The 23,722-nt window shown below is 51.2% G+C and carries 29 protein-coding genes; 12 read left to right on the top strand and 17 right to left on the bottom strand.

All coding sequences use genetic code 11. The features are described 5' to 3' along the window. Positions 1-18 precede the first annotated feature (18 nt). The 6 genes from GQ51_RS04670 to ccoN all read right to left on the bottom strand — a co-directional run bounded on the left by GQ51_RS04670 (position 19) and on the right by ccoN (position 5,069). Positions 19-306 carry a FixH family protein gene (locus tag GQ51_RS04670; RefSeq protein WP_047550398.1) on the bottom strand — a complete coding sequence of 96 codons (288 nt, stop codon included), beginning with the start codon at positions 304-306 and terminating at the stop codon, positions 19-21. Positions 307-408: 102 nt separating this feature from the next. Continuing rightward, the gene (ccoG, locus tag GQ51_RS04665; RefSeq protein ID WP_047550395.1) at positions 409-1,857 is read right to left on the bottom strand and encodes a cytochrome c oxidase accessory protein CcoG; all 1,449 of its coding nucleotides are present in this window, start codon (positions 1,855-1,857) and stop codon (positions 409-411) included. A gap of 12 nt (positions 1,858-1,869) precedes the next feature. Further along, positions 1,870-2,781: a cytochrome-c oxidase, cbb3-type subunit III gene (gene ccoP / locus GQ51_RS04660; protein ID WP_047550392.1), complete on the bottom strand. Its 912-nt coding sequence runs from the start codon at positions 2,779-2,781 to the stop codon at positions 1,870-1,872. Positions 2,782-2,842: 61 nt separating this feature from the next. Then, positions 2,843-2,980 carry a cbb3-type cytochrome oxidase subunit 3 gene (locus GQ51_RS04655; RefSeq protein WP_047550389.1) on the bottom strand — a complete coding sequence of 46 codons (138 nt, stop codon included), beginning with the start codon at positions 2,978-2,980 and terminating at the stop codon, positions 2,843-2,845. 14 nt (positions 2,981-2,994) lie between these two features. Next, a complete protein-coding gene (gene ccoO, locus GQ51_RS04650; protein ID WP_047550386.1) occupies positions 2,995-3,621 on the bottom strand; it encodes a cytochrome-c oxidase, cbb3-type subunit II in 627 nt (208 codons plus the stop codon). 11 nt (positions 3,622-3,632) lie between these two features. After that, the gene (gene ccoN / locus GQ51_RS04645; RefSeq protein ID WP_047550382.1) at positions 3,633-5,069 is read right to left on the bottom strand and encodes a cytochrome-c oxidase, cbb3-type subunit I; all 1,437 of its coding nucleotides are present in this window, start codon (positions 5,067-5,069) and stop codon (positions 3,633-3,635) included. Between the two features lie 219 nt (positions 5,070-5,288). Between ccoN and GQ51_RS04640 the strand changes: the two genes are divergently transcribed. From GQ51_RS04640 to GQ51_RS04600, 9 genes are all read left to right on the top strand, one after another. Continuing rightward, positions 5,289-6,797, top strand: a complete 1,509-nt coding sequence (locus GQ51_RS04640) for an ABC transporter substrate-binding protein (RefSeq protein ID WP_081987089.1) — start codon at positions 5,289-5,291, stop codon at positions 6,795-6,797. A gap of 59 nt (positions 6,798-6,856) precedes the next feature. Beyond that, positions 6,857-7,114, top strand: a complete 258-nt coding sequence (locus GQ51_RS04635) for a YlcI/YnfO family protein (RefSeq protein ID WP_047550379.1) — start codon at positions 6,857-6,859, stop codon at positions 7,112-7,114. A 7-nt stretch (positions 7,115-7,121) separates the two neighbouring features. Next, complete coding sequence (locus GQ51_RS04630) at positions 7,122-7,421, top strand: type II toxin-antitoxin system RelE/ParE family toxin (protein ID WP_047553882.1); 300 nt, start codon at positions 7,122-7,124, stop codon at positions 7,419-7,421. A gap of 40 nt (positions 7,422-7,461) precedes the next feature. Continuing rightward, positions 7,462-7,941 carry a L,D-transpeptidase gene (locus GQ51_RS04625; protein WP_047550376.1) on the top strand — a complete coding sequence of 160 codons (480 nt, stop codon included), beginning with the start codon at positions 7,462-7,464 and terminating at the stop codon, positions 7,939-7,941. A gap of 64 nt (positions 7,942-8,005) precedes the next feature. Next, a complete protein-coding gene (gene nikB, locus GQ51_RS04620) occupies positions 8,006-8,920 on the top strand; it encodes a nickel ABC transporter permease (protein ID WP_200884397.1) in 915 nt (304 codons plus the stop codon). A gap of 2 nt (positions 8,921-8,922) precedes the next feature. Further along, positions 8,923-9,717 carry an ABC transporter permease gene (locus tag GQ51_RS04615; protein ID WP_047550373.1) on the top strand — a complete coding sequence of 265 codons (795 nt, stop codon included), beginning with the start codon at positions 8,923-8,925 and terminating at the stop codon, positions 9,715-9,717. Next, a complete protein-coding gene (gene nagZ, locus GQ51_RS04610; protein WP_047550370.1) occupies positions 9,714-10,760 on the top strand; it encodes a beta-N-acetylhexosaminidase in 1,047 nt (348 codons plus the stop codon). The genes GQ51_RS04615 and nagZ overlap by 4 nt, the downstream gene beginning before the upstream one ends. Positions 10,761-10,857: 97 nt before the next feature. Further along, a complete protein-coding gene (locus tag GQ51_RS04605; protein ID WP_047550368.1) occupies positions 10,858-11,547 on the top strand; it encodes a Bax inhibitor-1 family protein in 690 nt (229 codons plus the stop codon). Positions 11,548-11,799: 252 nt separating this feature from the next. Beyond that, positions 11,800-13,905 carry a hypothetical protein gene (locus GQ51_RS04600; protein WP_047550365.1) on the top strand — a complete coding sequence of 702 codons (2,106 nt, stop codon included), beginning with the start codon at positions 11,800-11,802 and terminating at the stop codon, positions 13,903-13,905. Between the two features lie 321 nt (positions 13,906-14,226). Here GQ51_RS04600 and GQ51_RS04595 read toward each other — a convergent pair whose 3' ends face one another. From GQ51_RS04595 to GQ51_RS04585, 3 genes are all read right to left on the bottom strand, one after another. Beyond that, complete coding sequence (locus tag GQ51_RS04595; RefSeq protein ID WP_047550361.1) at positions 14,227-14,538, bottom strand: hypothetical protein; 312 nt, start codon at positions 14,536-14,538, stop codon at positions 14,227-14,229. A 242-nt stretch (positions 14,539-14,780) separates the two neighbouring features. Next, the gene (tadA, locus tag GQ51_RS04590) at positions 14,781-15,236 is read right to left on the bottom strand and encodes a tRNA adenosine(34) deaminase TadA (protein WP_047553867.1); all 456 of its coding nucleotides are present in this window, start codon (positions 15,234-15,236) and stop codon (positions 14,781-14,783) included. 25 nt (positions 15,237-15,261) lie between these two features. After that, positions 15,262-15,720 (bottom strand): phosphate-starvation-inducible PsiE family protein, encoded by a 459-nt coding sequence (locus tag GQ51_RS04585; protein ID WP_047550358.1) that lies wholly within the window; start codon positions 15,718-15,720, stop codon positions 15,262-15,264. A 302-nt stretch (positions 15,721-16,022) separates the two neighbouring features. Between GQ51_RS04585 and GQ51_RS04580 the strand changes: the two genes are divergently transcribed. From GQ51_RS04580 to GQ51_RS04570, 3 genes are all read left to right on the top strand, one after another. Further along, positions 16,023-17,102 carry an alkene reductase gene (locus GQ51_RS04580; RefSeq protein WP_047550356.1) on the top strand — a complete coding sequence of 360 codons (1,080 nt, stop codon included), beginning with the start codon at positions 16,023-16,025 and terminating at the stop codon, positions 17,100-17,102. 4 nt (positions 17,103-17,106) lie between these two features. Continuing rightward, positions 17,107-17,715: a nitroreductase family protein gene (locus GQ51_RS04575; protein ID WP_047550353.1), complete on the top strand. Its 609-nt coding sequence runs from the start codon at positions 17,107-17,109 to the stop codon at positions 17,713-17,715. 66 nt (positions 17,716-17,781) lie between these two features. Beyond that, entirely contained in the window at positions 17,782-18,156 is a 375-nt protein-coding gene (locus tag GQ51_RS04570; RefSeq protein WP_047550350.1) for a thioredoxin family protein, read from the top strand. A gap of 94 nt (positions 18,157-18,250) precedes the next feature. Here the strand turns inward: GQ51_RS04570 and GQ51_RS04565 are convergent, their stop codons facing one another. The 8 genes from GQ51_RS04565 to GQ51_RS04530 all read right to left on the bottom strand — a co-directional run bounded on the left by GQ51_RS04565 (position 18,251) and on the right by GQ51_RS04530 (position 23,697). Continuing rightward, entirely contained in the window at positions 18,251-18,607 is a 357-nt protein-coding gene (locus GQ51_RS04565; RefSeq protein ID WP_047550347.1) for a hypothetical protein, read from the bottom strand. Between the two features lie 18 nt (positions 18,608-18,625). Continuing rightward, positions 18,626-19,675 (bottom strand): peptidoglycan DD-metalloendopeptidase family protein, encoded by a 1,050-nt coding sequence (locus tag GQ51_RS04560; RefSeq protein WP_052177702.1) that lies wholly within the window; start codon positions 19,673-19,675, stop codon positions 18,626-18,628. Between the two features lie 2 nt (positions 19,676-19,677). Then, the gene (locus GQ51_RS04555; RefSeq protein WP_047550345.1) at positions 19,678-20,310 is read right to left on the bottom strand and encodes a protein-L-isoaspartate(D-aspartate) O-methyltransferase; all 633 of its coding nucleotides are present in this window, start codon (positions 20,308-20,310) and stop codon (positions 19,678-19,680) included. Between the two features lie 68 nt (positions 20,311-20,378). Next, positions 20,379-21,122 (bottom strand): 5'/3'-nucleotidase SurE, encoded by a 744-nt coding sequence (gene surE / locus GQ51_RS04550; RefSeq protein ID WP_047550343.1) that lies wholly within the window; start codon positions 21,120-21,122, stop codon positions 20,379-20,381. 98 nt (positions 21,123-21,220) lie between these two features. Continuing rightward, positions 21,221-21,556 carry a DUF2069 domain-containing protein gene (locus GQ51_RS04545; RefSeq protein ID WP_047550340.1) on the bottom strand — a complete coding sequence of 112 codons (336 nt, stop codon included), beginning with the start codon at positions 21,554-21,556 and terminating at the stop codon, positions 21,221-21,223. Further along, positions 21,553-22,278, bottom strand: coding sequence for a HugZ family pyridoxamine 5'-phosphate oxidase (locus GQ51_RS04540; RefSeq protein WP_047550337.1), 726 nt, complete (start codon positions 22,276-22,278; stop codon positions 21,553-21,555). Before GQ51_RS04540 ends, GQ51_RS04545 begins: the two co-directional genes overlap by 4 nt. A gap of 7 nt (positions 22,279-22,285) precedes the next feature. Further along, positions 22,286-22,879, bottom strand: a complete 594-nt coding sequence (wrbA, locus tag GQ51_RS04535; RefSeq protein WP_047550334.1) for an NAD(P)H:quinone oxidoreductase — start codon at positions 22,877-22,879, stop codon at positions 22,286-22,288. Continuing rightward, complete coding sequence (locus GQ51_RS04530) at positions 22,876-23,697, bottom strand: NYN domain-containing protein (RefSeq protein ID WP_047550329.1); 822 nt, start codon at positions 23,695-23,697, stop codon at positions 22,876-22,878. The genes wrbA and GQ51_RS04530 overlap by 4 nt, the downstream gene beginning before the upstream one ends. Positions 23,698-23,722: the final 25 nt, after the last annotated feature.

The following is a 23,722-nucleotide window of genomic DNA, read 5'->3' as shown; positions in this document are numbered from 1 at the left end:
AACGTGCTGCAGGATTAATTAAGGATTTGCAGGCTTGATGCCAGTGGCCGCATGGTTGCGGCCTTGCATGGCCGGCACCAGGCCATCGTGCTTGCCATCAAGCGTTTTGTTGATTTCGATGCCTTTGCGGTAGTAGTCGCTGTCCACCACAGGATCAGGTACTTTTATGGCAAGGTAAAGCGTGGTGAACGAGGCAAGCACGACCACCAGGGGGCCACCTACAACGAGCCACATGTGGCCGAAGTGCCACCAGGCCTTACCGGCCTGTGGGTCTGCAATTTCGTTTTGCGCTGTATTTAAATTCACGGTTTGATTCCTTGATCTGTTACTTTGTATGCAGGTCTGTGGCCTGCATGGTTTTAAAAATAGTGCCAGGCGTTATCGCTTCGCTACTTAGCGTAGCACCCGTTAGCGGGGCACCAGAAATACCGATTTTTCTGACACGATTTCGTTGCTTTCTGTTGCGCGAACTTCAAACTTCACCGGGTGTGATCCGGACTTGATGGAGCCATCCGGAATCTGTAAACGTACCGGAATCCAGCGCGACTCGGCAGGGTTAACTGTTACTGTTTTATCATGATCGGCCACATCCGATTCAATCTTGAGGTTGGCCACGCCGCTGGCACCAAGCTGATAGCGCTGGGTAGTTTCGGTTGCGTTCATGATTTGCAGTCGATACACATTTTCCAGCATGCCGCCTTCGGCAATACGCGCCATTACGCCACGGTCGCGCACTACATCTACCCTGAATGATGTTCTGAGCATCAGGCTGGTGAGTAATGTCACTACCAGCACGGACAGGATCGTCGCATAGATCAGGACGCGCGGCCTTAAAATGTGGCGCAGCATCTGTGTATGGTTCCAGCCCAGGTTGATTGCGTGCTGGGTCGAGTATTTCACCAGGCCGCGATCGTAGCCCATCTTGTCCATCACCGTGTCGCATATGTCTGCACAGGCGCCACAGCCAATGCATTCGTACTGCAGGCCTTTGCGGATATCGATGCCGGTCGGGCATACCTGTACACACAGGCTGCAATCGATGCAGGCACCTTGCTTGCTTTTGTCCATGTCGGTTTTGAGTGATGCTTTGCCGCGTGGCTCACCACGTTTCTCGTCATAGGTGACGATCAGCGTGTCGTCGTCGAACATCGCACTTTGAAAGCGGGCGTAAGGGCACATGTATTTGCAGACCTGTTCGCGCATGAAGCCGGCATTGCCGTAGGTGGCAAAGCCATAGAACAGTATCCAGAAAGTCTGCCATGGGCCTAAGCCCATGTTGACAATGGCATCACCCAGCTCGCGGATCGGGGTGAAGTAACCAACGAAAGTAAAACCGGTCCATAGAGCGAAGGCAATCCAGGCGAAGTGCTTGCCGCCCTTTTTAAGTATTTTCCTGGCAGACAGGGGTGCGTCGTCAAGCCTGATACGCGCAGCGCGGTCGCCTTCGATTTTGGCTTCTATCCATAGGAATATTTCCGTGTATACGGTTTGCGGGCAAGTGTAGCCACACCACAAACGGCCGGCGATTGCCGTAAACAGGAATAGTGACAAGGCGGAAATGATCAGGATTCCCGTCAGGTAAATCAGGTCTTGCGGATAAAGCACAAGATTAAATATATAGAAGCGTCTTGCTTCAAGATCAAATAGTAGTGCCTGGCGCTGCCCCCATTCAATCCAGGGTACGCCGTAAAAAAACAGCTGGGTCAGCCATATCATGACCCAGCGCCATTTGGTGAAGAACCCGAACGTGCTGCGCGGATAGATCTTTTCCGCGGCTGCATATAAGTTGATTACGGTTGCTTCGGAGCCTGCATTCGCAACATCGCTTTTAGCATTCGGGTTCTTTTTGCTGCTCATTTTCTAATCCGGCTATTTCACTTCGTTATTTGATAAACCCCACACATAGGCAGTCAGCACATGAATCTGCTCAGGTGAGAACTTGGCGCCTTGTGCCGGCATCTGGTTCACTTTACCTTCGTTGATGCGTTTGATAATCGCCTCTTCGCCGGCTCCGTGCAGCCAGATATTGTCAGCCAGGTTAGGTGCGCCTATCGCCTGGTTACCTGTACCATCGGCACCGTGGCAAGCTGCGCAAACCGCGAATTTCTCTTTACCTGCTGCGGCGCGTGTTGCATCATGGCTGCTGTTTGAAAGGCTTAGCACATAGTTGGCAACGTTTTTCACATCATCTTCAGACCCTACGGCAGCTGCCATCGGCGGCATCATGCCAACACGGCCATTGGTCAGTGTTTCCGCGATTTTTTCAGGGCTGCCGCCATGAATCCAGTCTTTATCCGTCAGGTTAGGGAAGCCGCGGCTGCCGTGTGCATCCGAACCATGGCATTGCGCGCAATTGTTCATGAAAATACGCTCACCGATGGCCTTGGCTTCCGGGTTGGCTGCCAATTGATCGATTGGCATCGCAGCGAATTTTGCATAAAGCGGTGCAATGGTTTTATTGGCGGCTTCCATTTCCTGTTCGTACTGGTTTACCTGCGTCCAGCCCAGTTTGCCGGCGTAGGTGCCGATAGCCGGGTAAGCTGCAAAGTAGAACAGTGAGAACGCGATCGTGATGATGAACATCCACACCCACCAGCGCGGCAGCGGATTGTTCATTTCACGCAGGTTCTCGTCCCATACGTGGCCGTTGGTGTTGTCGCCATTAGGGCTGGTAGCCTTGATTTTGCTGGTCAGCCATAGCAGTAAAGCGCAGCCGATAACGCCACCCACGGATATTACCGTGATGAAGATCGGCCAAAAACTACTGGTAAAGTCGCTCATTTTATTTTCCTCTAAACTTCGTAAGGTGAAATTTTAATTAGTTTATTCTGGCTTTTTGCCGCTAGTCATGAGTAAAGGGCAGGTTCGCCGCATCTTTGAAATCAGATGTGTTGCGGCGCTTCCAAACCCAAATCAGGATGCCTACAAATACGCCAAAGCTTGCAACGGTGGCAAGGATACGCAGGGTATTGATATCCATCATGATCTCCTTGGCTATTTCAGATGTGTACCGAGAACCTGCAGGTACGCAATGATTGCGTCAAGTTCGGTTTTTCCGGCAGCTTCTGCTTCTGCGCCGGCAATTTTCTCATCGGTATATGGCACACCAACCGCACGCAATGCGCGCATGTTAGGCGCCAGTGATTTTGCGTCTACCGGGGTGTTCTCCAGCCATGGATAGGCCGGCATGATGGATTCAGGCACCAGGTCACGCGGGTTGATCAGGTGGATGCGCTGCCATTCATCACTGTATTTTCCGCCTACACGGTGCAGATCAGGGCCGGTACGTTTACTGCCCCATTGGAATGGATGGTCATAAACGAACTCACCAGCGACTGAGTAGTGACCATAACGCAATGTTTCTGCGCGGAACGGGCGAATCATCTGTGAGTGGCAGTTGTAGCAGCCTTCACGAATGTAGATATCGCGCCCGGCTAATTGCACTGCTGTGTATGGCTCCAGTCCCTTGATCGGCTCAGTCGTGGATTTCTGGAAAAACAGCGGAACGATTTCCACCAGGCCACCAAAAGCGACCACTACCAGGATCAGCACGATCATCAGAAAGTTGCTGGTCTCAATTTTTTCATGGCTGAAGCCAGTGTTTGTATCTTGATTTGACATGATGATTTCCCTTAAGCGTGAGCTGCAACGGGTGGGATAGTAGCAACGGCTGCCTTACCACTTTGTGCAGTTTTAATAACGTTCCACAACATCACTACCATACCGCCGAGGTAGAGCAGGCCACCCAGTACGCGAATGATGTAGTACGGTTGTTTAGCTTTAACGCTTTCTACAAAGGTGTATGTCAAAGTACCGTCAGCGTTGATGGCACGCCACATCAGGCCTTCCATCACGCCTGAGATCCACAATGCCGCGATGTACAGCACGATGCCCACGGTAGCCATCCAGAAATGCAGTTCAATGGCCTTGATGCTGTGCATCTGTTTCTGGCCGAACAGGCGTGGCACCATGTAGTAGAGTGAACCCATTGAAACCAGGCCAACCCAGCCTAATGCGCCTGAGTGCACGTGACCGACTGTCCAGTCGGTGTAATGTGAAAGTGAGTTAACAGTTTTAATCGCCATCATCGGGCCTTCAAAGGTACTCATGCCATAGAAAGACAGTGAAACGATCAGGAAACGCAGGATAGGGTCGGTACGCAGTTTGTGCCATGCGCCTGACAAAGTCATCATGCCGTTGATCATGCCGCCCCAGCTTGGTGCCAGCAGGATCAGTGAGAACGCCATACCTAAAGATTGTGTCCAGTCAGGCAGTGCGGTGTAGTGCAGGTGGTGAGGACCCGCCCACATGTAAGTGAAGATCAATGCCCAGAAGTGCACGATAGACAGACTGTATGAATACACAGGACGATCGGCCTGTTTTGGCACGAAGTAGTACATCATGCCCAGGAAGCCAGCTGTCAGGAAGAAGCCTACAGCGTTATGGCCATACCACCATTGCACCATGGCATCCTGAACGCCTGCGTAGGCTGAGTATGACTTCATGAAGCTGGCAGGCATGGCAGCGCTGTTCACAATGTGCAGAAGCGCTACTGCGATAATGAAGGCACCCAGGAACCAGTTAGCCACGTAGATATGCTTGACGCGGCGGATGCCGATGGTGCCGAAGAACACGATTGCGTAAGATACCCAAACCACAGCAATCAACAGGTCGATCGGCCATTCCAGCTCTGCGTACTCTTTACCCTGTGTGTAACCCAAAGGCAGTGAGATGGCGGCGGCTACAATCACCGCCTGCCAGCCCCAGAACGTGAAGCTTGCGAGTTTTGGCATGAATAGCCCGGTGTGGCAGGTACGCTGCACGATGTAATAAGACGTGGCGAACAGTGTACAGCCGCCAAATGCGAAAATTACCGCATTGGTATGCAGCGGACGTAAGCGGCCAAAGCTGGTCCATTGTAAACCAAGGTTGAGTTCTGGCCAGACGAGCTGGGAGGCGATAATCACGCCTACCAGCATGCCCACCACGCCCCAGACTACGGCCATGATAGAAAATTGCCGTATAACGCCATCGTTATACGTGTTTGATTGCGAATTCGAGACTTGCATTTAGTTCTCCCCAAAGTGCCAATTTAAAATTTACTGCTAGTTTTACATGTGGCATTCTGTCGCACGAACCCAAACCAGGATTTGATTCAAATCAATTACTTCCGTATTAAGGGGTCATGCAGCCGGTTGGGTGCGGCCTTTCGACCGGGTTATGGCGCTTGCAAACATTTAATGCAGCAAGAATGTCGGCAGTGCAAAATCTAGTAAACTTCAAGCTATATGAAAGTCTTTAAGGGTGGTTATATCAATACATTGCTTGCACCGGCCATACTGGCGGCTTGTCTTCTGCTGCCGGCCTGCACCCGGCCAGATCCCGGCCGGCAAGCTGACCAGTCTGCGCCGGTTCGTTTTGCGCTGGCGCAGATGCCGATTAACCTGGATCCGCGCTACGCTACGGATGCGTCATCTGAACGCATCAATCGCCTGCTTTACCAGAGTCTGGTGGATTTTGATGTGACTTCGAAGCCGGTGCCTGCACTGGCAAGCTGGCTGATGGTCAGCCCGGTGGAATATCATTTCACGCTCAAGCAGCCCTTTGCGCGCTTTCATGACCATAAGCCATTGACTGCTTATGATGTCAAGGCGACTTATGATTCAATCGTCATGCTTAAGGATTCGCCGCAGGCGGCAGAGTATGCCAATATTGCTTCGATCAAGGTCGCCAGTGCAGACCGGTTGATATTTCAGCTGAAACAGCCGGATATGCATTTTCCATCCAAGCTGATTCTCGGGATATTGCCTAAAGGATATATAGATAAGCAGCATGATTTTGCGCACCGTCCCATCGGCAGCGGCCCGTTTTCTTTTGAGCGCTGGCAGAATAAACTGGTGTTGAAAAGAGTGCGTGATGGCCAGCAGGTTCTTTTTACCGAGGTGAAAGACCCGACAGTACGGGTGCTGAAGCTGCTGCGCGGGGAAACCGATCTGCTGCAAGGCGATTTGCCGCCGGAGCTGGTCAGGTATTTACAGACCAAACCCGGAGTGACGGTGGCAACCACCCAGGGTGTCAATTTCTCTTATCTGGGTTTGAATATGCAGGATCCCGTATTGAAGCAGCATCAGGTCCGCTTAGCCATTGCCCATGCCGTTGACCGTTCGGCAATTATAGAAAAAGTGATGGTGAAAGGCACGCGGCCGGCTGGGGCAATACTGTCGCCGGAACACTACACGAATGGCGGGAAGACCTTGCCTGCCTATGCATATAACCCGGAGCTGGCCAGGAAGCTGTTGGTCGAAGCAGGGGTGCAGCTGCCGCTGAAACTGGTCTATAAAACGTCAACGGATGCTCAGCGGGTGCGGCTGGCAACGATATTGCAGGCGCAGATGGCCAAAGCCGGTATAGAGCTGGAGATTCGCAGCCTGGATTGGGGTACGTTTTTTGAAGAAGTGAAAAGAGGCAATTTTCAATTATTCGGCCTGACCTGGGTGGGGATTAAAACGCCCGAGATTTACGCGAAAGCTTTCGGTTCACAGCAGTTCCCGCCCTATGGCTTTAACCGCGGCCGCTATGCCGATAGCAGGCTGGATGCATTATTGACGGCAGAAGACTGGCTTGCCGCGACCAGCCGTATCCATGAGCAGCTGCCGTATATCCCGCTGTGGTACGAAGGCCAGTTCGCCGCATTCAATAAAAACATCAGTGGCTACGCTCCGAAACCCGACGGAAACTGGGATGATCTGGCGACCATCCGGCGTACTGGTTTGAATAAATTAATGGTAAAGCCCTGACTAAACAATTTGTTTGGGCTATGATATTGTAATGCAAATGTATTACACAGGAGTGGGTGATGAAGACGGCAATTATCCCGGCATTGCGTGTTGAGCCAGAATTAAGAGAAGCTGCACAGAATGTGCTTGCGAATGGCGAGACACTTTCCAGTTTTGTCGAAGAATCGCTGCGCAATAATATTGAGCGGCGTTTACACCAGCAGGCTTTTATCGCACGCGGCATTGCTTCACGCGACGAAGCAAAAATCACACAGGAATATTATTCAGCTGAAAGTGTGTTGGCTGAGTTGGATGAAATGCTTAATAAAGCGCGTTAGGCATATTGTGGCTTACCAGATCAGATTTACCAAAGCCGCAAGAGATGATTTAAAACGCCTGTATGATTTTCTTATAAGGCAAGATGCCCAGGCAGCCCGTAATGCCCTTGCTGCCATTCATAAAGCTGTGGAATTGCTTGCAGCATTTCCTTTTACCTGCAGAAAAGCGCAAGCTGACAATCCGTTCTTAAGGGAGCTGATTATTAGCTTTGGTGCCAATGGCTATGTGGCACTGTTTGAGATAGAAGAAAATAATATCGTTACTGTTTTAGCGATAAGGCATCAACGCGAAGATGATTATCGATGATGGATATGATAGCCAAGAATAGGAAAACCGGAAAAAATTGATGCGCATTGAAATTTCCATATCAACACAAACGCTGACTTTGTTTGATGACTTCGGTGGTGTCAAGGCCCGTTATCGCGTATCAACAGCCGCCAATGGCGTGGGCTGCGAGAAAGATAGCGGCTGCACCCCGCTGGGCGAGCATATCGTGCGCGCCAAGATTGGCGCCGGCATGCCGCTGAATACGGTGTTTGTCGGACGCAGGCCTACCGGTGAGATACTGACGCCTCAGCTTGCTGCGCAGTATCCGCAGCGCGATTGGATACTGACACGTATCATGTGGCTGTCCGGCTCTGAAATCGGTAGGAATCGCCTGGGCAGCGTCGATAGCATGCAGCGTTACATTTACATTCATGGCACGCCGGACACCGAGCCTATGGGACAGCCGCGCTCGCACGGCTGCGTGCGCATGCGTAACCAGGATGTGGCGGAGTTGTTTGACCTGGTGGAGGTCGGTACACCGGTGGTGATTGCTGCATGAGTTGCCGGTGTTTTTTACGCTGTCATTCCCGCCTGCGCAGAAATGACAAGGTCGTGAGTTGTTTATGTTTTTGATTAAACGCCTCACGAACTTCCTGACGGTCACTTTTGGCGTGCTGCTGCTGACGTTTCTGCTGATTCACCTGGTGCCGGGGGATCCGGTAGAGGTCATGCTTGGCGAGTCGGCAAGCAGTGCAGACCGTGAAACGCTAAGGGCAGAGCTGGGGCTGGACCAGCCTTTGCTGCAGCAATTCGGTGCTTATCTGAACAGGCTGGCGCACGGCGACCTGGGGCATTCCATCCATACCAGAACACCGATTGCCGGGCTGGTGCATAGCCGGTACCCGGCAACGCTCAAACTGGCGCTGCTGTCGCTGGTGATCGGTCTTACCGTCGGCATTCCGCTGGGGATTTTCAGCGCACTTAAGGCCGGCCGCTGGCAGGATATTCTTGTGACGATCGTTTCGGTGCGCTTGGCGGCGATGCCGGCATTCTGGCTGGGGCCGGTGTTGATGTTGATGTTTGCGGTGTGGCTGGGCTGGCTGCCGGTAAGCGGCATGGAGACCAGTACGTCGATCATCCTGCCGGCGGTGACTTTGGGTTTTGGCCTGAGCGCGATCCTTACGCGCATGACACGCACCAGCCTGCTGGAGGTGCTGAACGATGACTATATCCGTACCGCCCGTGCCAAAGGCTTGAGTGAACGCGTGGTGATCCTGCGCCATGCCATGCGTGCGGCATTGCTGCCCATCATCACGATTGTCGGCTTGCAGATGGGCAGCCTGCTGGCGGGTGCGGTCATTACCGAGACCATATTCAGCTGGGACGGCATCGGGCGCCTGCTGGTGGAAAGCATAGAGAAGCGTGATTACCCGGTCACTCAGGCGTGTGTGCTGGTTGTGGCGTTAAGTTATGTCGCAGTGAATTTATTCACTGATTTGCTGTATAAGCTGGCTGACCCCAGGGTGCGGGTGACTTGAGCATGAAGTTATTTTCTTATGTGATCCTGGGGTTATGGGTGCTTGCGGTCATTGCCGGCTATGTCGCCGGGCTGGAGCCGAATGTAATCGACCTGAACGTGGTGTTGCAGGGACCCGGCGTACAGCACTGGTTTGGCACAGATGATCTGGGGCGTGATATTCTGGCACGTGTATTGGGCGGTGTCGAGATGTCGCTGCTGGTAGCGGTGGCCGTTACCGTGATTACCATGGCGATTGGCATTGCGGTCGGGATGCTGGCCGGGTTTTTCGGTGGGCGGGTGGATTTGCTGCTCATGCAGGTTACCGATATTTTCCTGGCATTTCCGGGTATCCTGCTGGCTATTGCATTTGCTGCGGTGCTTGGCCCTGGCCTGGGTAACCTGATCCTGGCTTTATGTTTAACCGGCTGGGTGAGCTATGCCCGCCTGACGCGTGGCCAGACAATGAGCCTGCGCAACCGTCAGCATGTGCAGGCGGCTGAGTCCCTGGGGGCGGGCACCCTGCGTTTGCTGTTCAGGCATATATTGCCGCTGATGACTTCCGTGCTGGTGGTGGAAGCTGCCTATAGCCTCGCCAGCGTCATGATCGCTGAAGCCAGTCTGTCATTCCTTGGCTTGGGCATACAGGCGCCGCATGCCTCATGGGGCGCAATGCTGCGCGATGGCGTCAGGTTTATGCTGGTTGCGCCGCATTATGTGCTGATAGTGGGTGGGTGTTTAATGAGTTTGATTTTGGCGATTAATCTGGGCGGTGATTACTTGCGTGACCGCCTGGATGTAAGAAGGGATATTCCATGAGTTTAGGTCCAGTGATGTTGGACGTAGTAGGTACAGCGCTTACCGCTGATGATATTCGCCGCTTGCAGCATCCGCTGGTTGGCGGTGTCATCCTGTTCAAGCGCAACTATGAAAATAACGCACAGTTGAAAGCGCTCACAGCCAGCATCCATGCCGTGCGCCAGCCGCCGCTGCTGATTGCGGTAGACCACGAAGGCGGTCGCGTGCAGCGCTTCAGGGATGGGTTTACCAAAATTCCGCCCATGCGTGAGTTTGGCAAGATTTGGGACAAAAACCCTAAAAAAGCCAAAGAACTTGCCAAGGAAGCCGGCTGGATCCTGGCCGCGGAATTGCGTGCGCATGGGGTGGATTTCAGCTTCACGCCGGTGCTGGATATGGATTACGGCGATAGCCTGGTGATTGGCGACCGCGCATTTCATCTTAACCCGCAGGCGATTAACGATCTGGCGTTTGCGCTCATGCAGGGCTTGAAGAAAGCCGGTATGGCCGCGGTAGGCAAGCACTTTCCGGGGCATGGTTTCGTGGTGGCTGATTCCCATGTGAGCATGCCGGTGGATGACCGTGCGTTTGACCAGATCGCACAGAATGATATGCAGCCGTTCAGGATGCTGATCGATGACGGCATTCCGGCCATCATGCCGGCACATGTGATTTATTCCAAAGTGGATGAAAAACCGGCCGGCTTTTCATCGCGCTGGCTGCAAAAAATCCTGCGTGAGCGTCTGGGCTTCAATGGCGTGATATTCAGTGATGACCTGAGCATGGAGGCAGCCACCGCCGGTGGCGACGTTACCACGCGAGCCACGGCTGCATTGTCGGCCGGCTGCGACATGGTGCTGCTGTGTAACCAGCCTGCCATGGCAGATGAGCTGCTGGAAAACCTCAAATGGCAGATGTCGGCACAGAGCTTAAGCCGCCTGGCGCGCATGCATGGCCACAAACACCCACCTAGCATGGATGTGCTGCGTGAGAGTGCGGAATTTGTAAGCGCCGTGCATCAGGTAGCGCAGGTAGGCGTAGTGGAAGGTGAATTGTTTACATAAAGGTGCCATAAACGGCGCTATCAAGATTATGCTTGAAACTTATTGCTTTAACCGCTATCTTAGATAGGGTAATTCTTATGACTTTAAGGAAATAACAATGTTTGACAACACCCCAGTTTTAGGTCGTTCAGAATCGGCTTTAGAAGCTACCAACAAAGTACTGCGCAACACTTACGCATTGCTCGGCTTGACCATGATCCCAACCGTGCTAGGTGCCTTTCTTGGCATGAGCCTCAATTTTTCTTTCGCACAACAGCATCCGTTCATTTTTGCAATTGGCGCCATAGCTGTCATGTACGGCCTGTTTGCCGCCATTAATGCAAACCGCAACAGCAGCTTCGGTGTCGTGTTGCTGTTAGGGTTAACATTTTTGCTCGGTCTGATGCTGGGGCCTATCCTTCAGCATGCGCTGCACTTGAGCAACGGCGCGCAGATCGTTGGCCTGGCAGCTGCCGGTACCGGCATCATCCTGTTCAGCCTGGCAAGCTTTGCCGCCACCAGCAAAAAAGATTTCAGCTTCATGAGCAAGTTCCTGCTGATTGGTATCATTTTGCTTATCGTGGCTTCGCTGGCTAATATCTTCCTGCAGATTCCTGCAATGGCATTGGCAATTTCAGGCGTGGGCGTGATCCTGTTCTCCGGCTTCATCCTGTATGACGTGAGCCGTATCGTGAATGGCGGTGAAACCAACTACATCATGGCAACATTAAGCCTGTACATGAGTATCTACAACCTGTTCACCAGCTTGCTGCAGTTGCTGATGGGTTTGATGGGCAGTGATGACTGATTATTAGCACGCTGTAATAACAAAAGCCCCGTTTGCAATCAAACGGGGCTTTTTACTTTCTAAATCATCGTTACAAAGCATTCTCTTTGCAATTTGCCAAATTTTCATTGTAATTTTACCTAGAGTGTTCAAAAAATAATTTTTTAATTTAACCCTATTATCTCCATGCAAACGTTTTAAGTTTTATGGGAATATTTCTCATTTATTTAACAATTAAAACAAAAAAACAATATCTTTGCGAGGAGAGCGAAAATGGTAGATAAAGTTGTAGTTCCCGTTCCAGATGTTAATGAAAAACCAGAATCAGCACACCATCAACCGGAGCCTGGTTTGTCAGATAAAGCAATAAATTTTGGCGATGGCTTTGCAAAAGGTGTCATTCATGTAGCTGAGGGTTACTTGGCAATGGCTGAGCATCCTCTTGAGACCGCGGCTGTTTTGAATCCAGTGAACGCGGTGCAGCAAAATGCGATGGCATTCGCAGGTGCTGCACTTGGAGACCCCGAATCCCAGGATCATCTTGCCAGGCAGATTGATCCTTTCGTTAAAGCCGCTAATAAAATAGCCGAAGCGGTAGATGGTGATCTCACAGCAAAAGGGCAAGTGGCAGGATTTGCGTTGGCAGGTGCGGTTGGCCCCGTACCACCAGGTGCGCGGGTAGCTGCCAGCGCTGAAAAAGAAATCATCGCTGCTGAAACCAGAACAGTGGTTTCAGAAACACTGCCGAAGATTCAAAAAGTGGATAATTCATTGCATGCTGACGCCCCTAAGCTTCCGCTGAAGTATCGACTCAGTGAAGCCGCAGTTAATATGCTGCGCGGTAAAAAAGCAGTGGCTGAAGCCGAAGCTTTTGCTCAAACGCCTGCAGGTCAGTTATCTGATATGCTTCAGGCCACCAGCATGAAATTGACAGAACGCAATACGTTAAAAGAGGCATTAGATAGGTCTGATAGTAGCATGCTGCCCGGGGGAGGTACGGTAAGAGATAAACATCTTTACGATACTTGGAACCAAGAGCAAATTACTAAACGATCATCATTCTGGAACCAGGCGTTTAGAGAAAATCCGCAACTTGCAGAGCTTGTTGCTCAACAAAAGTTGACGGCGCATGGATTTGAAAAATTGCTGGTATCTGATCGCTATGATGCGTTGTTGGGTATTCAACCATATAACGCCGAGCGCACATCTCAGGCGACAGCTTCAGCGACGTATGGGTATGACAGAGAACGAGCCCTAGCCAAGCAGTGGGGGATTGAATGGAATGAGCAGCGTGAAGGCTGGGCCGGGGTATTCGATGAGTTGAGGCTGAAAGACGTATTTAGCTCGAACCCGGAATTATTTGCAGCCAAAAAAGCGGTGGATAATGCGCAGCGTTTGGATCAGCTAATACATCGGGAGTTTGCTTTAGGTGTGATTAACCCTGAACGCGTGGCGAATCCGGAAATTTCAGAGATGACCCGTCGATTGCTTGGTGCAAAGATAGAAAATGGCACTATTTCTGCTGAAGCAAGAAATGCACTGCCGGAAGAAATTCGGGCGCTGCCAGTAACGAAGCTGCAATCGTTGCAAGACCGCGCAGCAGTCGTTGCTCCTGAAAACTTGCGCCTTGAGGCAGGCTATGTTGCCCCTCAGCTCGAGCATGATTCTTCGCTTGCTTCAGGGGCGCTTATTTCCGGTCAGCACTCAAATGCAGCTAGCCTATCGTTAAATCCACAGCACATTCAGGAGGCAAGGAGGAATATGCTGATGGAGCTCTCCGCGCTTATTGAGCAGAAGCCGGTAGCTGAATTGAATATGCCTACTCCTGCTGTACAAGCGGCACAGGATAAATTATATGCGCTTAATCGTTATAACAATGTGGCTGAAGGTGCTGGAAAGTCGGTAGCTGAAACAATTATGGACAGAGTAGGTTTGGGTTATTCGTTTGGTGTAAGAAAGCGTGAAGAAATAGCGGCTGCGTTTGCAAAGTCAGATTACGATGGTGTCAAATGTATCGCCCGTGAAGTTGTAGCAAAACCAGTTATGGTTGTTGCTACTGCCGGTACAGGTGCAGTTGCCGGTTTGCCAGCGGCAGGTGCCTTAATAGGTGCCTCGATGCTGCGAGGTTTATACAAGGACATGCCTGAGGTTCAAAAGGTCATGGATCCTGTTATTGACCCTGTACTTAATGGTGTGCAAGCGTTAGGTGATAAAGCGAAAAATCTCGCTGCAATGACGTATCAGGATGTTGTTAATGCCTTACCTAAAAATGCAAGCGGTGAATTGACAGATCAAAGTAGGGTTGTACTAAACCTTGTAAATGAAAGACTTCAACAACAACATCATCCTGAGGTGTCAACTCTAGGACATGAACGTTAGTACTTTTTGATGTTTTAGCATGTTGTATGGATCTCGGTTCGCTTTGAATGCAAGAAAGCACCGGGATCCAGCACCGAGACCAGCATCAGTGCAGCGTGTCGAGATTATTAACGTGTCGTAGTCTCATGATTGGGTTACAGCAAAAACTGTAAACTTATTATAAATGACCAAGCAAGATAGAACGTATTTTGCTTGAGGGGAATTGAGGTCTCATTCATTCAAAGGCTAATCCTAAGCCTGTTGCAAATATGATTTTCTGACCACAAAATTTGAACCTGCTGCAGACTTTTTGCAGTGACAGATTTTGAAGATTAGCAGTCATTAAAGACCTAATTCTGGCGACTCAGCATTTTTATCAGGCTGGGCTAGATTCTGTTGCGCTACAAAATGGCTGTAAGCTACATCAAACCCTTCCCCATATTGTGATCGCATCGCAGACATTCCATTTTCAAGATTGTGTCTCGATGTCACATCCAGCCTATCGGTTTCGCTCATTAGCAGCAAATTTGCTTTATGGTAGTTCTCTAGTGCTAATTTTTGTTTGATGCTGTTTGTAATGAATTCATCAAGCGCCTGAGACGGTTCTGGATGAGCCGGTGCATCTATTCGCTGGCTAAGTGGTTTTGTATTCATAAGTCTGAAATTTGTTTTGATGACAATATAAACTTAACTTTTAATACAAATATTGGTAATACAAATACCAGTAATACAAATAGCGGAAGATAAGTTTTTACAAACTAAAATCAACTCAATTACCTTTTAAATCCAGTTAGTATCTATACGGTACAGAAATTAAAATAGGGTTAAATAGATTTAAAAATATAAATTTTTATGAGTAAGAATTTGTGCGGTAAATAGTATGGCAAAAGCACTTATCATGATTTTTTTCGCCGTGCGGAAAAAAAATTTGAGAGCAGTGCACCGCATTCCTGTGCCAATATTCCTCCAGCAACTTCAGTATGGTGATTAAGTTTGGGTTCTGCCATTAAGTTGACGACACTGCCGCAGGCACCCGTTTTGGGGTCGCTGGCGCCGTAAATCAGCCTCGCAATGCGGGCATGCTGAATGGCGCCGCTGCACATGGCGCAGGGTTCCAGCGTGACATACAGGGTGCAGCCTACCAGCCGGTAATTGCCGATACGCTGCGCGGCATCGCGCATGGCACGGATTTCTGCGTGGGCTGTCGGGTCATGTGTGCCGATAGGCGCGTTGCTGCCGCGCCCGATGATTTCGCCATTTTTTACCACGATTGCGCCGACCGGCACCTCACCGGCCGCCGCAGCCTGCTGTGCGAGGTCGAGCGCGACCTGCATGAAGTCGCTATCTGACATGGCTTCAGTTCGGGACAGGGGCTGCTTATGCATCGGATGACTGCTTCTGGCTCCAGCGTATCAGTACGTAGATCACGCCCAGCACAAAGGCGCCGCCGACCCAGATGCTGACTTCCGCAAAGCTCGGCGATGCGTCCTGTACCGGCATCACGATGAGTTTACGCAAAAACAGCACCAGCACCACCTCGACGAATGTTTCAACCAGCAGCTTGCTGCCTTGCAGGTAGCGTATTTCAGCCGAGATCAGGGCTGAAATCGACCATAGCAGCATCAGTGTACCCAGGGCATGCAGGAAGCCATGCACCAGGTTATGGGCATAAGCGGCAGCCTGTACGTCTTTGAAGAACAGCCAGGTAAACATGATGACGGAGGTGGCAAGCGCCAGGCCGATGATGATGTGTGCAAAACCATTCAGCCACGTCATCGCTTTAACGGCAGCTTTGTTCAGGGGAGCAAACTCTTCAGGTAGTTCGTTTTGTGTCATTGTTATCGCCTTGTTCCTTTTTATGGTTATTTTAGCTGACATTGATGTAAATGACAGTCACCAGCTTATGGTGGCAGGTCTGCCAGCAGTGATTAGTGAAATTTCAGCCGGCTTCAGGGAGGGTTTTGTAGCCATTAAGAATACCATCAGTTTTTTTGAATGAAGCATGCAAAATAATTCGCTATTAGTATATTGGCATTAGTAATAATATGCTCAAGATTATTTCACTCGATTAAACAGGAAAAACGGTTGATTCGGGCGACAAAACAAAATTATTTACACTCATTATCCAGGAGTAACTGATGACATTGAATTTATTCAGCCATGCAAAATTAGGCTCGATCAGCTTGAGCAACCGTATTGTAATGGCGCCGCTGACGCGTAACCGGGCAGGTGAGGGTGGAGTGCCCCAGCCGATCAATGTGACTTACTATGAGCAGCGCGCAACCGCCGGCCTGATCATTACCGAAGCAACGCCGATCTCTGCCATGGCGCACGGGTATCCATTGTTACCGGGCATCTATACCGATGCGCAGGTTGCCGGCTGGAAAAAAATCACTGAAGCCGTGCATGCCAAAGGCGGCAAGATCGTGCTCCAGATCTGGCATGTGGGGCGTATCTCACATCCGAGTTTATTGCCGGATAACGCGCTGCCGGTCGCGCCTTCCGCAATCAAACCTGCGGGACAGGCCTTTACCTATCAAGGTCTTGTGGATTATGTCGAGCCGCGTGCGCTGGCAGCTGATGAGCTGCCTGGCATTGTCGCCGATTATGTTCACGCGACCAGGTCGGCGCTGGATGCAGGCTTTGACGGCGTAGAGATACATGCGGCCAATGGTTACCTGCTGGACCAGTTCCTGCGTGACGGCACCAATCAGCGCACGGACGATTATGGCGGCAGCTTTGAAAACCGTGCGCGCCTGCTGATGCAGGTGACCGAGGCTGTTGTCGCGGTTGCGGGGGCCGATAAAGTCGGGGTGCGCCTGTCTCCGGTGAATCCTTTCAATGATATGAAGGATAGCAACCCGCAGGCATTGTTCAATTATGTGGCGGAGTCATTGAACCGGTTTGGCCTGGCTTACCTGCATGTGGTCGAAGGCGGCATCCATGGCGGCGGCGAGTCTGAACCATTTGATTTTTCTGCCATGCGCAAGCTGTTCAAAGGCGGTTATATTGCAAACCTTGCCTATGACAAAGCGCGTGGCAATGCTGCCATTGCCAGCGGACATGCCGATGCGGTTGCATACGGTGTGCCTTTCATAGCAAACCCGGATCTTGTCGAGCGTTTCAAGGCTGATGCGCCGCTGAACGATGCGGATGCAAGCACCTTTTACGGCGGCGCTGAAAAAGGTTACACTGACTACCCATTTTTAAAGGCCTGAATACATGCATAACCCTGCTATTACCCAAGTTTCCATTGATAACACTATCGCCAACCGCTGGAGCGGACGTGCCTATGATGCTGCAAAAAGCGTGTCGCATGCCCAAGTGGTTGCGCTGCTGGAGGCGGCTCGCTGGGCGCCTTCCTGTTTCGGTGATCAGCCTTGGCGTTTTGTGGTGTGGAACAAAGCCTCTGATCCGCAAGCCTGGCAGCAGGCTTTTGATTGTCTGGTACCCGGCAACCAGTCATGGGTGGCCGATGCGCCGGTGCTGCTGCTCGCATGTGCTGACAGCCTGTTCGGGCATAACCAGAAACCAAACCGCTGGGCGCAATATGATACCGGCGCAGCGGCTGAGAACTTATGCCTGCAGGCCGGCAGCATGGGGTTGATGGCGCACCAGATGGGCGGCTTTGATGCCAACCTGGCACGTGAAAAATTCAATATCCCGGAACAGTATTCCCTGATGGCGATGATTTCAGTTGGTTATCCTGCCGACATCGCAACCCTGACCGGTGATGTACTTGCCCGCGAAACGGCAGCGCGTTCACGCAAACCGTTATCTGAATTGTTTTTTGATGCGGGCTGGGGACAGGGCGTAAAGGATGCCATTTAATACAAAACTTAACGAAAGATTAGGGTTCTGATAAACTGCTAGCTTCGTTCAATTAAAGGCAAAATCATGGCAGTTGTAGCACTTACCAAAGCGAATTTTAAAGAGACTATTGAAAACAATCCTTTTGTGATTGTGGATTTCTGGGCGAAGTGGTGTGATCCATGCGTTGCATTTACGCCTACCTTTGAAGCGGCTGCCAAAAAAAACCCGGATATCATTTTCGGAATGGTAGATACGGAAGCCGACCCTGAGATTGGCGAGTATTTCGAAGTAAACCAGATTCCGGGTATCCTGATTATCCGCGAGCAGGCTGGTATTCATGCGCAGGTAGGCGAAATCGGTGCACCGGCCCTGGATAAGATGATTGAATGGGCACGTGAGTTTGATATGACGCCAGTGCGTGAATATTATAAACAGCAGGCAAAAAAGACATCTAACTGATTGGTGTTGATTGAGTGAGTAAAAAAGCGGCTATTCAGCCGCTTTTTTATTGCACGGGGTTCATCGGAATAAACGCCGCCCGTAATCCGCCAGGCTAGAATCCGCCCAATGTAAATACCCTGTATAAGTAGTAGGCACCAATTGCCATCATGATATACATCGGTGCGTCGCCGATCCGTTTGGTTTCGGATTTACTGGGCGAACTGAGCATGCGGTTAAGCAGCCATAGCACCAGCAGAGCAACCACAGTCAGCAGCGTGCTTGCCGTTGAGTCAATGATGTTGCCCAGCAGCTTTGATAACCAGCCGTTTTCGCGGAACAGTTCAAAAGTAATGCCAAAAATGCCTACCAGCATCAGCGCCATCCGCAGTAATGCAAATATCGAGCTGAGGTGGCTTTCCGGGGTGATGTTGGCATTCTTGCTGTATCTATTCAGATCCTTCTTGGCCATAATCAGATTCCTTGTCTCTTAATTTGAGCCTAAAAACTTGGCAGGGTCGACTGACTTACCCTGCTGGCGGATTTCAAAATGCAACTTTACAGTGTTACTGTCAGTATCACCCATTTCGGCAATCTTTTGGCCGGCACTGACCTGCTGGCCTTCTTTCACTAGAATAGTGCTATTGTTGGCGTACACCGAGAGGTAAGTATTATTATGCTTCACAATGACCAGTTTGCCATAGCCGCGCAGGTCAGAACCGCTGTAGATGACTTTGCCGGGAGCTGCTGCCAGAATCGGCTGTCCTTTGCTTCCGGCAATATCGATACCTTTGTTGCCGCCGTCGTTAAAACCTGAAATGACCTTGCCTTTGGTCGGCCAGGCCCAGTTGATGCTGCCCGCCGGCTCGGCTGCCGGCTTGCTTTCCGGTTTCGGTTCAGGCTTGGCCTCGAGTTTTGCATCGGGTTTCACCTCGGTGGCCGGCTTTACATCGGCTTTGGCGGCGGCTGGCGGCAGGGTGACTGGTTTTGCTGCCGGCAATGATGCTTTCAAGGCCGCTTCGCTATAGGGTTCGCGGATCGCTTTCGGTTCGTTGATCACAGTGACCGCGTTTGCAGTCACTGCCGCGGGTGCAGAGGCGGTCGTGGTGACGGGCGGGCTTGCCGTGCTGTCGGCAATGATCGGGTAGGTGATGACACCTTCTTCCTGCACGGGCTCCGCTTTGGTTTCTGCGGCGCCAGATTTATCTTTCAAATCTGCCAGTTTAAGCACCTGGCCAATTTTAATCACATACGGTGCTTCAATATCGTTAACGCGTGCGATGTCTTTATAGTAATAACCATATTCCAGGCCGATGCTGAACAGGGTGTCACCTTTTTTTACGGTATGCACATCAGGGCGCCAGTCGCTGCCGTTTTTGCCGTTGGCAGGTTTTACCGGAGCTTTTACGGTGGTGTTTGGTTTGTTCGCAACGGCTGGCTTTACCGCGGGCGTGCGGTCGATGACCGGTGCCGGTGTTGTGCTGCAGCCAAAGGCTGACAATGTGAGCAACGCTGCAAGCGCGTGACGGGAAATCGACATGCCTAACTGGTGCCGCCGAGCAGGGGCACGAATTTGACCGGTTCCAGTTTTGTCTGGCGGTATTCAGTTTGCGATACCCGTTCAACCAGGTATAAAACCTGGTCATCGGTGCCCACAGGAATCACCAGGCGACCATGCACTGCAAGCTGGTCCAGCAGGTCCTGCGGGATGTGGCTGGCTGCTGCTGTGACCAGAATGGCGTCAAAAGGGGCTATTTCGCTCAAGCCTATGTTGCCGTCTGCGTGCGCCAGTTTTACGTTGATGCATTTGAGTTCGCGCAGGTGGCCACGCGCTTTCATGACCAGGGGGCGAATCCGTTCTACAGAGTAGACTTCCTTGGCCAGCTTTGATAATACCGCTGTCTGGTAGCCGCAGCCGGTGCCGATTTCGAGCACTTTCTGCATCGGCTGGCCGTTTCGGAGCAACTCAGACATGCGCGCCACGATGTAAGGCTGTGAAATGGTCTGGCCAAAGCCGATAGGCAGTGAAACATCTTCATAAGCGCGAATCGACAGCGCCTCATCTACAAATATATGACGCGGCGTGTTGCCGATTGCAGACAGTACGATTTCGTCCTTGATTCCCTGGTCACGCAGGCGCGATAGCATACGATCGCGAGTGCGCTGTGATGTCATGCCGATACCGGTTTGTGATGATTTTATGAGTGCCACTTTGAGAATTACCTAGTTTATTAAGGTGCCCGTTAGCTTTTGAGCCAGTCTTTAATGTCATTAAGTTGCGAATGGTTGGTCAAGTCTACCTGGATTGGGGAAATTGATACCTTGTTGTTTGCCACGGCGTGGAAATCCGTACCTTCACCGCCATCGTTCGGCTGGCCGGCAGGACCGACCCAGTAAACGGTTTCATTGCGCGGGGTTTTGAGCTGGATGACCGGTTCGGCTTTGTGGCGCTTGCCAAGGCGTGTGATAACACGGCCTTGTAATGCGTCATATGGCAAATCCGGCACGTTCACGTTCAGTAAGGTCGGGGACTGGAAACCGTTCTTCTGGTAATGCAGCACGAGTTCTACCGCAATGCGCGCTGCGGTTTCAAAGTGCGTGGAGTTGTGCTGCGACATGGAAATGGCAATGGATGGTATGCCCAGCAGGTAGCCCTCCATCGCGGCGGCGACTGTACCTGAGTAAATTGTGTCATCACCCATGTTCGCGCCATCGTTAATGCCGCTGATGACCATATCCGGCAGTGTTTCCATCAAACCCGTGAGTGCAATGTGCACACAGTCTGTCGGGGTGCCGTTGACGTAGAAGAAGCCATTGGCGGCTTTTTTAACGCTCAGCGGCCGATCCAGCGTAAGTGAGTTGCTGGCGCCACTGCGGTTTCTTTCCGGGGCTACCACGGTAATGTCTGCAAATTTGCCAATGTGTTCTGCCAAAATATTCAGACCAGGCGCGAAATACCCGTCGTCATTGGAAAGCAGTATGTTCATACGTGACCTACTAAGAGAATTTTCATGGCTAAATTATAGTGGAAGAAGCGCTGGTTTGGCGCGGCGCCGCCAATAAAAACTTGACGGCAGCAATAAATTTATCTGCGGGTAAGGCGTGCATAAAATATTGCACAGCTGAAAAACGTGACTGACAGGATGATTTCCGCTGCTGCAAGCTGTGCTGACAACCCGGTATCTGACCATGCGCGAACCACGCCTTCGGTAAAGTACAGCAGTATGAACATGCTGGACCACTGGTAGGTGTAGCGTTTGCCGCGCAGTATGCCGAATAACGGCAGTAATAACGGTACGGTTTTTAACATCAGCAAAGAACCGCCCGGTTTTAACGGCGCCAGTACGGTTTCCCATGCCAATGCCAGAAGAATCAGGCTGATGAGGCTGATGGATGCGCCCAGCTGCAATCTTTCTTTCATGATTTTGCAGCCTTTGCCATGGCGACCAGCGCAGCCCTGGCGGACTGGGCGTCGTAGACCGGCTGCTCAAAATCAAAACGCAGCACGGTAGAAATATCACCGGCACTGGCGTTCACATCAAAGCCATCACAGTCTATGCCCAGCATTTGCGCATGCGTCGCATCAAGCTGATGAAAGTGTTTGCAGTAGTTGAGCAGGCTGTCAGCATGGTCAGCATTCATGTGCTCGATGATTGCGGTTTCCTGCTTTGCCAGCATCGATTCAGCGCTGGCGATGCTGTCGAACAGGTCGCTGCCGGGAAGCCACGACATTTTGCCGAAGCCGCCTATGTAACGTGCCTGGTGAATATGAATGCGGTAAAACGAGAAATCATGCATATCAAAATAACCAGCAGCCTGCGGCAGGTAACGCAGATAACGCGTGCGCAGGTCAGCGTCCGCATCTTTGAATATCCTGATGGCCTCACCCAGCAGCGTCAGCCTCGCATTCGCCTGCAGGTCTTCAGCCCCCGCAAATACCAGCAATGAGACTTTTGGGTTGGCTGTGATGTTTTTGGTGTGTTCGGCGATATTGCTGATCAGTATGATCGGCTGGCAATCGTGATCCAGTACAAACGGCGCAACGGAACCGAACGGGTAGCCCTCGGCACGTACGGAATGTGTCGATAGTATGCCGCTGCGGGTGGTGCGGAGAAATTTCCTGGCTTCCTGGCTTAGATTCATCATGAACTCATGCCGCCAGTTTCAGGGCGGTTTCGGCAATGCGCCTGCCAAGTGCCAGGCATAGCTGCTTTTCATCTTCGCTGATCGGCCTGTCGTCCATTGCACCGCCGATGTGGCTGGCGCCGTAAGGCGTGCCACCGGTCGCGGTTGCCGATAAAGCCGGTTCTGAATATGGCAAGCCGACGATCAGCATGCCGTGATGCATCAAAGGCAGCATCATGGTGAGCAGCGTGGTTTCATTGCCGCCATGCATGGAGCCGGTGGAAGTGAATACCGCGGCAGGCTTGCCAATGAGCGTACCTTTCAGCCAGAGTGAAGTCGTGCCGTCCAGGAAATATTTCATCGGCGCTGCCATGTTGCCGAAACGGGTAGGGCTGCCGAGTGCAACACCGATGCATTCTTCAAGGTCCTGCAGTTCTACATAAGGATCGCCGCTGGCTGGAATATCCGGTTCCGTTGCTTCGCAATTGGTCGATACCTTGGGCACGGTACGGATACGCGCCTTTGCACCGTTGATGCTTTCAACGCCGCGTGCGATCAGCTGTGCCATGCTGCGCACGGCACCGCCCTGAGAGTAATAGAGGACTAGTATTTCGTTCATTTCTTTCTTTTATCCTTAATGCGTTGTTTTTTGGCATCCAGCTCAAATAGCCCTATGGTGTCGATGAGTTCGCTGAATTTTGCGTAACCATAGTTGCGTGAGTCAAAAGCAGAATAATTTTTAACAATGTGCTTTTTGATTTCGCCGGTGTTTGCATACCCCTCGTCATCCGATAGTGATTCAATGGCTGACCTGATTAACGAAACCAGTCTGGTATCACTTGCTAACTGTTTTGATGTTTTCTTAATAACAGGGGTCAGCTGCGGGGTTTCGCCAGTTTGTGCGGCTACGGCTTTTATTTCTGTGGTATTGATGGATTTATCAGGCTTTGCAGCAGTTTCATTCAGAGTTGAGTCGGCGAGTTTATTCTGCGACAGAATCTCAATATAGATGAACTGATTGCATGCCGCTCTCAAGGATTCCGGTGTCTTTTGTTCCCCAAATCCATAAACCAGCTTGCCTGATTCACGGAAGCGGATCGCAAGTCTGGTGAAATCGCTGTCGCTTGAAACAATACAAAAACCATCCAGAGGTGCCGTGTAGAGCAAATCCATAGCGTCAATAATCAGTGCGCTATCGGTAGCATTCTTGCCTTTGGTATTGGCGTATTGCTGCATAGGTTGGATGGCATGCTTAGGCAGTATTTCTTTCCATCTGCTTAACTGCTGCTGTGTCCAGTCACCGTAAATACGCCTGACGCTGGCATCGCCGAACTTTGATATTTCTTCAAACAACTCATCAATAATCGGAATGACGTTAAACGTATTATCCGCATCAATCAGCACAGCTAATCGAGGATTGCTTTTATCAGCGCCCATATCGTTGCTATCAATTATTATTTGA

The sequence above is a fragment of the Methylotenera sp. G11 genome, from assembly GCF_000799735.1.
GTDB lineage: Bacteria > Pseudomonadota > Gammaproteobacteria > Burkholderiales > Methylophilaceae > Methylotenera.
The sequence above is the reverse complement of the archived record's forward strand: the minus strand, read 5'-3'. Positions and strand labels throughout refer to the sequence as shown.